The 13,265-nt window shown below is 72.1% G+C and carries 8 protein-coding genes; 6 read left to right on the top strand and 2 right to left on the bottom strand.

All coding sequences use genetic code 11. The annotated features are described in order from the left end of the window. The first annotated feature begins 30 nt into the window (after positions 1-30). The 4 genes from OG252_RS12675 (at position 31) to OG252_RS12660 (ending at position 7,954) form a co-directional block, all read left to right on the top strand. Complete coding sequence (locus OG252_RS12675; RefSeq protein ID WP_266449570.1) at positions 31-1,563, top strand: glycosyl hydrolase family 28 protein; 1,533 nt, start codon at positions 31-33, stop codon at positions 1,561-1,563. Further along, on the top strand, positions 1,560-4,895 hold the full coding sequence (locus OG252_RS12670; protein ID WP_329335974.1) for an alginate lyase family protein: 3,336 nt from the start codon (positions 1,560-1,562) through the stop codon (positions 4,893-4,895). Before OG252_RS12675 ends, OG252_RS12670 begins: the two co-directional genes overlap by 4 nt. A gap of 29 nt (positions 4,896-4,924) precedes the next feature. After that, positions 4,925-6,181: an alginate lyase family protein gene (locus OG252_RS12665; protein ID WP_329335972.1), complete on the top strand. Its 1,257-nt coding sequence runs from the start codon at positions 4,925-4,927 to the stop codon at positions 6,179-6,181. A gap of 108 nt (positions 6,182-6,289) precedes the next feature. Beyond that, entirely contained in the window at positions 6,290-7,954 is a 1,665-nt protein-coding gene (locus tag OG252_RS12660; RefSeq protein WP_329335971.1) for a carboxylesterase/lipase family protein, read from the top strand. Positions 7,955-8,491: 537 nt separating this feature from the next. Here the strand turns inward: OG252_RS12660 and OG252_RS12655 are convergent. Then, positions 8,492-9,547, bottom strand: a complete 1,056-nt coding sequence (locus tag OG252_RS12655; RefSeq protein ID WP_329335969.1) for a LacI family DNA-binding transcriptional regulator — start codon at positions 9,545-9,547, stop codon at positions 8,492-8,494. Between the two features lie 149 nt (positions 9,548-9,696). Then, complete coding sequence (gene mmuM, locus OG252_RS12650) at positions 9,697-10,620, bottom strand: homocysteine S-methyltransferase (protein ID WP_329335967.1); 924 nt, start codon at positions 10,618-10,620, stop codon at positions 9,697-9,699. Between the two features lie 121 nt (positions 10,621-10,741). Between mmuM and OG252_RS12645 the strand changes: the two genes are divergently transcribed. After that, positions 10,742-12,112, top strand: coding sequence for an amino acid permease (locus tag OG252_RS12645; RefSeq protein ID WP_266449585.1), 1,371 nt, complete (start codon positions 10,742-10,744; stop codon positions 12,110-12,112). Between the two features lie 10 nt (positions 12,113-12,122). After that, entirely contained in the window at positions 12,123-13,259 is a 1,137-nt protein-coding gene (locus OG252_RS12640) for an aminoglycoside phosphotransferase (RefSeq protein ID WP_329335965.1), read from the top strand. Positions 13,260-13,265: the final 6 nt, after the last annotated feature.

The raw sequence follows: 13,265 nt of genomic DNA, 5'->3' as shown, positions 1-13,265 counted from the left end.
CCTTACCGAACCTTTTGCAAGGAGTTACGCATGAACGCGCCCCTGTCACGCCGGACCACCCTCCAGGCCGCCGGTGTCATCGCCGCCGCCGGCCTGGCCGGCAGCATCGCGGGAACCGCACAGGCCGCCGCGGCGGAGGAGGACGGTGCCGCCGGCGACAGCGTGGTCATCCACCCGACGCTTCCGAAGGTGCCTGTCAACAACTCCTTCACCGTCAAGGTCCGTCCGCTCGGCGGCACCTGGCAGAAGCTCGGCGTCTACCTGGCCAAGCTCGCACTGATCGACGCGAACACCGGCAGCAACAGGGCCCAGAGCTCCTCCTGGGCCGCCTTCGACTTCTCCGGCACCGTCGAGGTCGAGGTCACGTACAACCCGGGTGGCGGCGAGAAGGTGCGCATCCGCCCGGACTCGTACGGCATCAAGCCCGAGGTGCTCGGCAGCACCGCGCGCTTCACCCTGGACCGGCCCCGCAACCTCGTCGTCCAGATCGACGACAAGATCTTCGACTGCCTGCACCTGTTCGCGAACCCGATCGAGCAGGACGTGCCCACCGAGGGCGACAAGAAGGTCATGTACTTCGGGCCCGGTCTGCACACCCACCCCGACCGGACCCTGAAGGTGCCCAGCGGCACCACCGTCTACCTGGCCCCGGGCGCCGTCCTCACCTCCAGCGTGATCTTCGAGGGCGTGGAGAACTCCCGGCTGATCGGCCGCGGCGTGGTCTACGACACGACCGGCGGCGCGGTCTTCGTCCGCAAGTGCGAGAACGTCACGATCGACGGCGTCACGATCCTCAACCCCCGGTACGAGAACATCAGGGTCGCCGAGTCCAGAAACCTCACCATCAGGAATCTGCGCGCCTTCAGCCACCAGGGCTGGGGCGACGGCATCCAGCTCTACTGCTCCGAGAACGTCACGATCGACGGCTGCTTCCTGCGCACCTCCGACGACTGCGTCGCCCTCTACACCCACCGCTGGGACTTCTACGGCGACACCCGCAACATCACCGTCAAGAACTGCTCCCTCTGGGCCGACGTCGCCCACCCGATCAACATCGGTGTGCACGGCAATTCCGACACCCCGGAGGTGCTGGAGAACCTGCGCTACGAGAACATCGACATCCTCGACCACCGCGAGCCGCAGGTGACCTACCAGGGCGCCATCGCCTTCATGGTCGGCGACAGCAATATCGTCCGGGACGTCAGGTTCGACGACATCCGCGTGGAGGACTTCCGCTGGGGCCAGCTCATCCACATGCGGGTCGAGTACAACCCGAAGTACAACTCGTCGGCAGGCAGCGGCATCGAGTCCGTCTACATCAAGGACCTCAGCTACAACGGCAACAACGCCGACCTCTCGATCATCGCCGGCCTCGACGCGGAGCACGCGATCAAGGACGTCACCTTCGAGAACCTCCGCGTCAACGGCAGGGTGATCGCCGACAGCACGGGCAAGCCGAAGTGGTATCTGGCCTCGGACGGCGTGCCCATGTTCGTCAACGAGCACGTGACGAACCTGAGGTTCCTCACCACCGCCGAGGCCGAGGCGGCCGCCGCGTCATGATCACATCTGCTCCGAGTCGCCGGAACTTCCTCGGCGGCACGGCGGCCCTGCTGCTGGTGGCGGGCGCGAGCGGACTGCTCGCGCCCGGCACCGCCCGGGCGGCCGACCACCAGACCCGTCGCATACAGTTCACACACCCCGGCCTACTGCATACAGTCGACGACATATCGCGTATGAAGGCCGCCGTCGCCGCCAAAGAATCCCCGGTCTACGACGGCTACCTCGCCCTCGCCGCCCACGCCCGCTCGCAGGCGACGTACCCGATCCAGAACACCGGCCAGATCACCTCCTGGGGCCGCGGCCCCACCAACTTCCAGAACCAGGCCGTCGCCGACTCGGCCGCCGCCTACCAGAACGCCCTGATGTGGTGTGCCACCGGCAACCGCGCCCACGCCGACAAGGCCCGCGACCTCCTCAACGCCTGGTCGGCCTCGCTCACGATGGTCACCGGAGCCGACGGGCCGCTCGGCGCCGGACTCCAGGCGTTCAAGTTCGTCAACGCCGCCGAACTCCTCCGCCACACCGGCTACGACGGATGGGCGGACGAGGACATCGCCCGCTGCGAGGAGTCCTTCCTCGGTGTCTGGTATCCGGCCGTGTCCGGCTACATGCTCTACGCCAACGGCAACTGGGACCTGACGGCCCTTCAGACCATCCTGGCCATCGGCGTGTTCTGCGAGGAGCCCACCCTCTTCGAGGACGCCCTGCGCTTCGCCGCCGCCGGTGCGGGCAACGGCAGCATCCCGCACCGCATCGTCACCGACGCCGGCCAGGGCCAGGAGAGCGGCCGCGACCAGGGCCACGAACAGCTCGCGGTCGGCCTGACCGGCGACCTCGCCCAGGTCGCCTGGAACCAGGGCGTCGACCTGTGGGGCCACGACGACCACCGCATCCTCGCCAACTTCGAGTACGCCGCCCGCTACAACCTCGGCGGCGACGTCCCCTTCGTCCCGGACCTCGACCGCACCGGCAAGTACGTCAAGAAGACCGTCTCGGCGGTCGGCCGCGGCAACCTGCCCCCGGTCTACGAGATGGCCTACGCCCACTACGCCGGCGTCCGCGGCCTCGACACCCCCTACACCAAGGCGGCCGTCTTCCGCGGCACCGGCGGCGCCCGCTTCGTCGAGGGCGGCAACGACGACCTGCCCAGCTGGGGCACCTTCGCCTACGCCGGCACCAAGGCCCCCGCGCCCGCCGTGCCCACGGCACCGGCGGGCGTCACGGCCACCGGCGACGGCACGTCCGTCACCGTGAGCTGGCTGCCGTCCGCGTGGGCGAGCACGTACACCGTCCGCCGGGCCACCGGCCCCGAGGGCCCGTACGAGGAGATCGCCACCGGCGTCGACAAGCCGACCTGCACGGACGGCGCAGTGCGCGCGGGACGGACGTACCACTACACCGTCACGGCCACCAACTCGCTTGGGAGCAGCGGGAATTCGAGTCCCGCGTGCGCGTCCGTCGGTCTCCCCGAACCCTGGGCGACCCGCGACGTTGGGGCCGTGAAGCTCCCCGGCTCCGCCGCCTTTGACGGCGAGCGGTTCGTCCTGGAGGCGTCGGGCACCGCCGACACCTACCGCTTCGTCCATCTGCCGCTGCGCGGCGACGGCACGGTGACCGCGCGGATCGTGTGGCCGCTCAGCTCGCAGTACTCCAAGATCGGCGTCACCGTCCGGGCTTCCCTGGACGCGGACGCCGCCCACGCCGCCATGCTCATCCAGGGGCTGCCGCTGCATACCTGGAGCGGGGTGTTCTCGGTGCGGCCGTCCACCGGTGCCGAGGTCTCCGGCACCGGCAGTACGCCCGTGCCGCCTTCTCAGCAGCAGGCCATCACCACGGCCGCGGCCTTCCCGATCTCCGGCCTGGGCGCCCTGCCCGAGTCGGCGACCCCGCTGGAGGCGCCGTACGTGGAAGGCGCGGGCGACGGTTACCGGCTGCGCGCGCCCTACTGGGTGCGGGTGACCCGCAAGGGCCGGTGGTGCACCGGAGCGATCTCGCCGGACGGCATACGGTGGACAGAAGTCGGTCGTACCGAGGTCGACGGTATGCCGAATACCGCATACGCCGGACTCGTCCTCAGCTCCTGCCTCGGCGTCGACGAGGAGTACGCCGAGACCGGCACCGGAGCCTTCGACAACGTGAGCGTCACCTCCGCGTCCGGCGAGGTGTGGTCGGTGCCCCGACCGGCCCGCGCGGCCGGCGACCTGCGGGCCACCGCGGACGCCGATGCCGTCCGGCTGGCCTGGACCGACCCCGACCTCTCCGCCCGCTACAAGGTGCTGCGCGCCACCGACGCCGAAGGCCCGTACGTGACCGTCGCGACCGGCGTCGGCCCGGTCGGGTCCGGCACCCGCATCCGGTACGCGGACGCGACCGGGACGCCCGGGACGACGTACCACTACGCCGTCGCGAAGACCAACACCGCCGGACGCGGCCCGCTGTCGGAGTCCGCCGCCGCGCAGATGCCGACACCTGCCGTACCCCAACCCACCTCCGCGACCACCGCGTTCGCCAACAAGGGCGTCGCCTTCCGGCACCTGCTGCGTGGCTCGCACGAGCCCGTACGCTTCACCGCCGACGGCCTGCCCGACGGACTCCGCATCGACAAGCGCACCGGCCTCATCTCCGGAACGCCCACCGGGACCGGTGAGTTCACGATCACGACGACCGTCGGCAACGCGGCCGGAGACGGCACCGGCACCCTCACTCTCACCGTCGGCACACCCCCGCCCGCCCCCTGGACCTACGGCGACCTCGGTGACGTGGTCCTCGACGACCGCGCCTTCGGGACGCTCGGCGTGGTCGCGATCCGTACGCCCGGCAGCACCTCGCACGCGGACGGGACCTTCGTGGTGCGGGGCGCCGGAACCGACCTCACCGTCAACAACCAGGGAATGACAGGGCAGTTCGTACGGCGGCCCGTCACCGGCGACTGCGAGGTCACCGCCCGGCTGGTCTCCCGTACCGGAGCCACCGCCGACCGGGTGGGCCTACTGATGGCCAAGTCGCTGTCGCCGTTCGACCAGGCGGCCGGGGCGATCGTCACCGGCGGGACCACGGCACAGCTCATGCTGCGCACGACCGTGGCCGGACGCTCGACCTTCACGGGCAACGGCACGGTCGCCCTCCCCTCCCACCTGCTGCTGAAGCGGACCGGGACCGCCTTCACCGCCTACGTCTCCACCGACGACGGCGCCACCTGGACCGCCCTCGCCTCCGGCGAGGTCCCCGGCTTCGGCGACGCCCCCTACTACGTGGGCCTCGTGGTCTGTTCCCGCAACCCCCTGGCCCTCGGCACCGCGCAGTTCGAAGGGGTGAGCATCACGCCCCTCTAGATCTCCCCACAGATCGGAGACGCACAGCAATGAGCCGCACGAGCCGCACGTCCCCCCACGGGTACCTGAAGGAAACCGAGTTGAGCCGCCGCGGTCTGTTCCGGACCGCCGGCGGTCTCACCGCCGCACTCGCGCTGGGCTCCACGTTCGCCGCCACCACGGCGGACGCGGCGCCAGCCGCGTTCACCCACCCCGGCATGCTGCACAACGCCGGCGACATCAACCGGGCCAAGGTCAGGGTCGCCGCGGGCGACGACCCCTGGCTGTCCGGCTGGAACAGGCTGACCGCCAACTCGCACTCGCAGTCGACCTGGACCCCCAGGGCCACGGCGACGATCATCCGCGGAGGCACCGGCGAGAACTACAGCCTCCTCTTCAACGACATCGCCGCCGCCTACCAGAACGCGCTGCGCTGGCGCGTCGGCGGCACGGAGGCGAACGCGCAGTGCGCCGCCAGGATCCTCAACGCCTGGTCGTCCACACTGACGACGGTCACCGGCAACGCCGACCGGTTCCTCGCCGCCGGCCTCTACGGCTGGCAGTTCGCCAACGCGGCGGAACTCATGCGTGACTACCCCGCGTTCGACCTCGCCCGCTTCCAGCAGATGATGGTCAAGGTCTTCTACCCGCTCAACAACCAGTTCCTGACCGGCCACAACGACGCCTGCATCACCAACTACTGGGCCAACTGGGACCTGTGCAACATGGCCTCCGTCCTGGCCATCGGGATCCTCAACGACGACGGCGCCAAGTACGACCAGGCCGTCACCTACTTCAAGTCCGGCGCGGGCAACGGCTCGATCGCGCACGCCGTGACGTACCTGTACACCGACGCGGACGGCTACGCGCTGGGCCAGTGGCAGGAGTCCGGCCGCGACCAGGGCCACACCGTCATGGGCATGGGTCAGATGGGCGCCATCTGCGAGATGGCCTGGAACCAGGGCGAGGACCTCTACTCGTACGACGGCCGCCGCTTCATGAAGGGCGCCCAGTACGTCGCCAAGTACAACCTGGGCATGGACGTGCCCTTCACCACCTACACCTGGGGCACCGGGCAGAGCTGCGCCCAGCAGTCGCAGACGGTCGTCTCCGCGGCCTCCCGCGGCCAGGTGCGCCCGGTGTGGGCCATGCTCCACTACCACTACAACCGGCGCGTCTACCTGGACGACAAGTACATCTCCCAGATGTGCTTCTCGGTCGCCCCCGAGGGCGGGGGAGGTGACTACGGCTCCACCAGCGGCGGCTTCGACCAGCTCGGCTTCGGCACGCTGATGTACGCCAAATAGCCGCAAAACCGGGCTCGTGCACCGGAATACCGGGCCACCATGTGGTGCTCTGATGTTCATGGTGCACGAGCGCGGTGCACGGACGCGGTGCGGGAGGCTGGTGGGCGCATGACGGCAGCGGACCAGGTGGACGAGGTGGGCCGGACGAGCCGGGACCCCGTGGTCAGGACCCCGTACGGGGCCGTACGGGGCCGGTACGAGCACGGCGTCGCGGTGTTCCGGGGCATCCCCTACGCGGCTCCGCCCTTCGGACCGCGCCGGTTCGGGCCCCCCGAGCCGCCCGAGCCCTGGGACGGCGTGCGCGACGCGGGCGCCTTCGGGCCGACGGCGCCGAAACCGCCGTACTCCGAAGCCTTCGCGCAGTACCTGTCCGACCCGGCCGTGCCCGGTGACGGCTGCCTCAATCTGAACGTCTGGACGCCGGAGCCGGGCCCTGGTGCCCGGCTCCCGGTCATCGTGTGGCTGCACGGCGGGGCCCTCACCCGGGGCTCGTCGGCCGTGCCCGTGTACGACGGGCGTACCTTCGCCCGCGACGGCGTCGTCTTCGTCTCGGTCAACTACCGGCTCGGCGTCGAGGGGTACGGCCTGTTCCCGGACGTCCCCGCCAACGCCGGCCTGCGCGACCAGCTCGCCGCACTGCAATGGGTGCGCGAGTCGGTCGCGGCCTTCGGCGGCGACCCCGACCGGGTCACCCTGGCCGGCCAGTCCGCCGGGGCGATCAGCACCGGCGCCCTGCTGGCCGCCCCGCAGGCCCAGGGCCTGTTCCGGCGCGCGGTCCTGCAGAGCGGGCCGCCCGAGGCGAGCGACCGCGACAAGGTACGGCGGATGGTGCGCCGGATGGCGACCAGGATGAAGATCCCCGCCACCGCGGCCGCCTTCGCCGAGGTCGACCGTGAGCTGCTGCTGCGCACCCAGGCCGAGGTGGGCAGACTCAGCAGCCCGGTGCTCGGCGGCCCCGCCTTCGGGATCGTCGTCGACGGCGACCTCGTGCCCCGGGACCCGCTGGAGGCACTCGTCGAGGGCGACGTGGCGGCGGGCGTCGACCTGATGATGGGCTGGACCAGCGACGAGTACCGGCTGTGGCTGGTGCCCGGCGGACTCCTGGAGCGCGTCGACCGGCTCGGCGCGGTCGCGCTGGCCGGCGCGATGGCCCGCTGTCACTGCGGCCACGAGGTGCCCCGCGGCTACCGCGCCCTGCACCCCGAGGCCGGCACCGCCGAGATCGTCGGCCAGATGGTCACCGACCACCTGCTCCGCCTCCCCCTGCACCGCCTCGCCGAGGCCCGCCCCGGTTCGGCGTACGTCTACGAGTTCGCCTGGCCCTCCAAGCTCCCCGGCCTCGGCGCCTGCCACGCCCTCGAACTCGGCTTCGTCTTCGACACCGGCGAGGTCCCCGACTCCGCCAAGCTCGCCGGCTGGGGCACCCCGCGGGAACTGGCCGACGCGATGCACGGGGCGTGGGTGCGGTTCGCGACCGAGGGCGATCCCGGCTGGCAGGGCTGGGACGCCTCGCACCCGGTGCGGATCTTCGGCGACGGAGAGCCGCGCACGGCGTACGGACCGCGCGACCGGGAGTTCGCCGTGTGGACGGCGGACGCGACCGCGCGGGCGGCGAGCGAGCGGGCCGGGGCGGCCGCGCAGGCACTCGACGACTCCGTCGAGGACGGCTTCCCCCTGCGGATGGCGTCGGCGCGCAACACGGTCGCGCGGAGTGCGGAACTGCGGTCGGTGGTACGGCGGTTGCGGCTGCCGGGGTCGGTGCGCCGCTCCTGACGAGCGGGCTCCGGGCCCGGGCGGCCGGCTCAGGAACCGGCGGCCGCCGGACAGGACAATCGGCTCAGGAACCGGTCGCCGTCACCGAGTCCAGCCGGTCGGTGCTACGGCGGTTGCGGCTGCCGGGGTCGGTGCGCCGCTCCTGACGAGCGGGCTCCGGCCCGGGCGGCCGGCCCAGGAACCGGCGGCCGCCGGACAGGACAATCGGCTCAGGAACCGGTCGCCGTCACCGAGTCCAGCCGGTCGGTGGTACGGCGGTTGCGGCTGCCGGGGTCGGTGCGCCGCTCCTGACGAGCGGGGTTCGGGCCCGGGTGGCCGGCTCAGGAACCGGCGGCCGCCGGCCAGGACAATCGGCTCAGGAACCGGTCGCCGTCACCGAGTCCAGCCGGTCGGTGGTACGGCGGTTGCGGCTGCCGGGGTCCGTGCGCCGCTCCTGACGAGCGGGGTTCGGGCCCGGGCGGTCGGTCCGCGTACGGGCGGCTGCCGGGGTCGGTGCGCCTGTCCTGACGAGAGCCCGCCGCGCTGCGGGCGACGGGCTCAGGAACCGGTTGCCGCCACCGAGTCCCGCACCACCACATGCGTGCCCAGGAGCAGATGCTCGTCCGGGGCTTCGCCGGTGCGGCCCAGTGCCGTGCGCACGGCGAGACGGCCCAGTTCCTCGTAGGGGACGTGGACCGTCGTCAGCGCGGGGTGCAGGTCGCGGGCGAAGGGGATGTCGTCGTAGCCGGCCAGCGAGACATCGCGCGGTACCTCCAGGCCCGCCTCGTGCAGCGCGGTCAGCGCGCCGGCGGCGACCATGTCGGTGGCGGCGACCACGGCCGTGAAGTCCAGCCCGTCCTTCAGCGCCCCGCGCATCAGACGGTGGCCGGAGTCGCGGGTGAAGTCGCCGTGCAGCAGCAGCCCCGGCTCCGGTTCCAGACCGCGGGCGCGATGGGCGGCCAGATAGCCGCGCTCACGGCCCTGTGCGGTGGTGTGGTCCGCCTTGCCGCCGAGGAAGAGCACGCGCCGGTGGCCCTGGGCCAGGACGTGGGCGACCAGGGCGTAGGCGCCGCCCTCGTTGTCGTACTCGATCACGGTCACCGGCGCCCCGGGACCGAGCGTCGGACGGCCGCACAGCACCAGCCGGGAGCCCGCCGACGCCAGCGAGTCGGCCATCCGGCGGGTGCGCTCGCGGTACTCGGCGGTGTCGGCGGCGCCGCCCACCAGGATCACGGCGGCGGCCCGCTGGGCGCGCATCATCTCGACGAACTCCAGTTCGTGCCGGACGTCGCCCTCCGTGCTGCACACCAGGCACAGGTGCCCGAGCCGGGTCGCCTCGCGCTCCACGCCGTGCGCCATCAGCGCGAACGACGGTCCGGTGATGTCCTCCAGGACGAACGCCAGCGTGGGCGTGCCGACACCCGCCACCGCCTTGGCGCGCGCGTCGGCGACGTAGTCCAGTTCACGGACCGCCCGCATCACCCGCGTCCGCGTCGCCGAGCTCACCGGATACACCCCGCCGAGCACCCGCGACACGGTCGACGCGGACACCCCCGCCCGGGAGGCCACGTCCCGGATCGTGCTCCGCCCCGCGTCCTCGCTCTTCCTGGTCATACCTGCCTCGTCCCTCTCCCCGGTCTCTCCCGCCCACCCCTCGGGAACTGCGGCAACATGGATGGAAACCGGTTCCCGAATCGGAGGCTAGCAGTGGCGGGGGGCGGGGACGAGAGGCGGAACCGGGGCTCGTGGACTCGTGGAGCGGCTCAGGACTTCGCCAGCGTCGCCGCGAGGGACGTGATCGCCTCCGGGCCCACCCGGCAGCACCCGCCGATCAGCCGGGCCCCGGACTCCCGCCAGCCCCGCACCTCCTCGGGCGCGAACGAGGAGCGGCCGTTCCAGGCGCGGGCCTCGGCGTCCCAGGCCTCGCCGCTGTTGGGGTAGACGACGACCGGCTTGCCGGTGACCCGGGCGGCGGTCTCCACCGCGGCGTCGACGTCCTCGGGGGCGCAGCAGTTCACTCCGACGGCGATGACCTCGTCCGCGTCGGCGGCCAGGGCGAAGGCCTCCTCGAGGGGCTGCCCGGCGCGGGTGCGGTCGCCGGCGACGCTGTACGACAACCAGGCCGGTACGTCGAGCCCGCGCACCGCGCGCAGCAGGGCCTCGGCCTCGTCGGCGTCCGGGACCGTCTCCAGGGCGAGGACGTCCGGACCGGCGGCGGCCAGCACCTCGACGCGGGGGCGATGGAAGGCCTCCAGCTCGGCCACGGTCAGGCCGTACCGGCCCCGGTACTCGGAGCCGTCGGCGAGCATCGCGCCGTACGGGCCGACGGAAGCCGCCACCCACAGCGGCCGGGTGACGCCCTTCGCGCGTGCCCGCGTCGCCGCGTCGCGGGCCAACCCGACGCTCAGGCCGAGCAGTTCGGCCGCCCGCTCCCGCTCGATCCCGCGCTTGGCGAAGCCTTCGAAGGTCGCCTGGTAGCTGGAGGTGATGGCCACGTCCGCGCCCGCCAGGAAGTAGGCGAGGTGCGCCTCGGTGATCGCCTCGGGCTGCTCCGCGAGCAGCCGCGCCGACCACAGCTCGTCGCTCAGGTCGTGCCCGGCGGACTCGAGCTGGTTGGACATACCGCCGTCGAGGACGACGGTCCTCCCGGTGGTGAGGGCGGCGGCGAGCGTGAGATGGCTGGTCATACGACGACGGTAGTCGAGTCGCAGCGGTACACCGCCCCGGATTGTGTCCAGAACGTGAACAGATTGCCCACGATGTGGAACGGCGGATACGATCACGCTTCCCCGCCTCCCCGGAAGTGACATGACTGCCCCCAGTACCACCGAGTCCGCCGAGCCCGAGGCGCGGTCCGCCCCGCGCCGCCGCACCTTCGGCCCGGCCGCGGCCACCGCCCTGGTGATGGGCAACATCATCGGCGGCGGCATCTTCGTGCTGCCCGCCACCGTCGCCCCGTACGGCGGCGTCAGCCTGGTCGCCTTCGTGGTCCTGTCGGTCGGCGCGGTGCTGCTCGCGCTGCTCTTCGGCAAACTGGCCCGGCGCAGCCCGGTCACCGGCGGCCTGTACGTGTACCCGCGCGACGCCTTCGGCCCCTTCGCGGGCTTCCTGTCGGCATGGTCGTACTGGACGATGTGCTGGGTCAGCATCGCCGCCCTGGCCGTCGCGGTCGTCGGCTATGTAGACGTCCTGATACCCCTCCACGGCAACCACACCCTCGAAGCGCTGGTCGCGCTCGCCGCGCTGTGGCTGCCGGCCGCCGCGAACTTCGCCGGCACCCGCTGGGTCGGCGCGGTCCAGGTGGTCTCGACGATCCTGAAGTTCGTGCCGCTGCTGCTGGTCGCCACGATCGGCCTGTTCTTCATCGACACCGACAACTACGGCCCGTTCAACGCGTCCGGGCAGAGCGTCTCCGGCGCGCTGGCCGCCTCGGCCGCGCTGCTCCTCTACAGCTTCCTCGGAGTCGAGTCGGCGGCCGTCAGCGCGGGCGAGGTCCGCGACCCGGAGCGCAACGTGGGCCGCGCGAGCGTCCTCGGCACGCTGGGTTCCGCCCTCGTCTACATCCTGGGCATCGTCGCCGTCTTCGGACTCGTCCCGCACGACAAGCTCGTCGACTCCGGCGCCCCCTTCGCCGACGCGGTGAACTCGATCGCGGGCGGCACCTGGGGCGGCACCGCCATCGCCCTGGTCGCCGTCGCCTCCATCACCGGCTGCCTCAACGGCTGGATCCTGATGGCCGCGCAGATGCCGTACGCCGCCGCCCGCGACGGCCTCTTCCCGGCGCCGTTCGCCCGCGTGGGCAAGGGCGGGGTGCCGGCCTTCGGCGTCTGGACCGTCGCCGTCCTCGGCACACTCCTGATCGCCCTCAACTACACGGCGGGTCCCGACACGACCTTCCGCGTCCTCGTCCTGATCACCACGTTCACCGGCTGCGTGCCCTACCTGCTCTCCGCCGCCGCCCAGCTGTACTGGCTGGCCAAGGGCACCCGCGAGCGGATCCGCCCGGCCGGCCTGGCCCGCGACCTGATCGTGGCGGCCCTCTCCTTCGCGTTCTCCTTCTGGCTGATCGCGGGCGCCGGCTACGCGGCCGTCTATCAGGGCGTGTTGTTCCTCTTCGCGGGCATCCCGGTGTACGTGTGGCTGCGTGGACGCCAGGAGCCGGCGGACGCCTCCGCCTAACCTTGGGGGCATGCCCGACACCGATGCCGAAGTCGCCGATGCGCAGGGTGTGTACGAGGAGGCCCGCCAGATCCTCGGCCCCTTCACCGGGCCCGTCTTCCTGGCGCCCCTCACCCACAACCCCAAGAACGGCGTCACCGGCGGCGTCTGGGTCGTCAACGCCGGTGACCGCTCCGCGATCCTGAAGGTCCTCACCCGCTCCAAGGAGGCCACCGGACGCTGGGCGGCCTCGGAGGACCCCCGGCACTGGAACTACTGGCGGCGCGAGGCCGACGTCTACACCTCGGGCCTCGCCCAGGTCTGGCAGCCGTACGGCGTCCGCGCACCCCGGCTGCTGGCCCGCGTCGAGCGGCCGGACGGGGACATCGCGCTGTGGCTGGAGCGGGTACGCGGCGAACCCGCCACCCGCTGGACGCCCGCCCGGCACATCGAACACGCCCGCCGCCTGGGCGCCGCCCAGGGAGCCGTCGGCGCGGTGGCCGACGAGCCGTGGCTCTCGCACCGCTTCCTGCGCCAGTACGTCGGCGGCAACACCCTCGGCCAGGAACTCCTCGACGACGACGAGGCCTGGCGACAGCCCCTGGTCCGCGACCACTTCCCCGAGGGCCTGCGCCGCGAGATGGTCCGGCTGCACCACGACCGCGACTGGTTCCTCGACCTCATGGAATCCCTGCCGCGCGCCTTCAGCCACCTCGACCACTGGCCCGCCAACACCTGCGCCGACGGCCCCCACAGTGCCGTGTTCGACTGGGCCTTCGCCGGCGACGGAGCCCTCGGGGAGGACCTCGGCAACTACCTCCCCGACTCCGTCTTCGACCTGTTCGTCCCGGCCGCCCGCCTCCCCGAGTACGCGGCGAGGGCCTACGACGCGTACCTGCACGGCCTGCGCGAGAGCGGCTGGAAGGGCGACGAGAACCTCGTACGCCTCGCGGTCCGCGCCTCGGCCGTGAAGTACGACTGGCTCACCGCCCTCATGCTGGCCAACGCGGGCGAGGCGCAACTGGACTACGGCGGCGGGCAGTCCGTGGACGCCGAACGCCGTTACCGGGAACGGGGAATGACCCTCGCTTACCTCGGGGAGTGGGCGACGGAGGCGCGAGCCCTGGCCCCGAGGCTGGGCTTCCCGGAGGCGCCGAGCGGCCGGTAGCTGCCG

Source organism: Streptomyces sp. NBC_01352, from assembly GCF_036237295.1.
In the GTDB taxonomy this organism is placed as follows: Bacteria; Actinomycetota; Actinomycetes; order Streptomycetales; family Streptomycetaceae; genus Streptomyces; species Streptomyces plumbiresistens.
Note: the sequence above shows the minus strand (reverse complement) of the source record. Positions and strands in the feature narration are given on the sequence as shown.

Bases quoted from the DNA above. Each gene is read 5' to 3' on its own strand.
- OG252_RS12675 (WP_266449570.1), top strand. From the start codon at position 31: ATGAACGCGCCCCTGTCACGCCGGACCACCCTCCAGGCCGCCGGTGTC.
- OG252_RS12670 (WP_329335974.1), top strand. From the start codon at position 1,560: ATGATCACATCTGCTCCGAGTCGCCGGAACTTCCTCGGCGGCACGGCG.
- OG252_RS12665 (WP_329335972.1), top strand. From the start codon at position 4,925: ATGAGCCGCACGAGCCGCACGTCCCCCCACGGGTACCTGAAGGAAACC.
- OG252_RS12660 (WP_329335971.1), top strand. From the start codon at position 6,290: ATGACGGCAGCGGACCAGGTGGACGAGGTGGGCCGGACGAGCCGGGAC.
- OG252_RS12655 (WP_329335969.1), bottom strand. From the start codon at position 9,547: ATGACCAGGAAGAGCGAGGACGCGGGGCGGAGCACGATCCGGGACGTG.
- mmuM (WP_329335967.1), bottom strand. From the start codon at position 10,620: ATGACCAGCCATCTCACGCTCGCCGCCGCCCTCACCACCGGGAGGACC.
- OG252_RS12645 (WP_266449585.1), top strand. From the start codon at position 10,742: ATGACTGCCCCCAGTACCACCGAGTCCGCCGAGCCCGAGGCGCGGTCC.
- OG252_RS12640 (WP_329335965.1), top strand. From the start codon at position 12,123: ATGCCCGACACCGATGCCGAAGTCGCCGATGCGCAGGGTGTGTACGAG.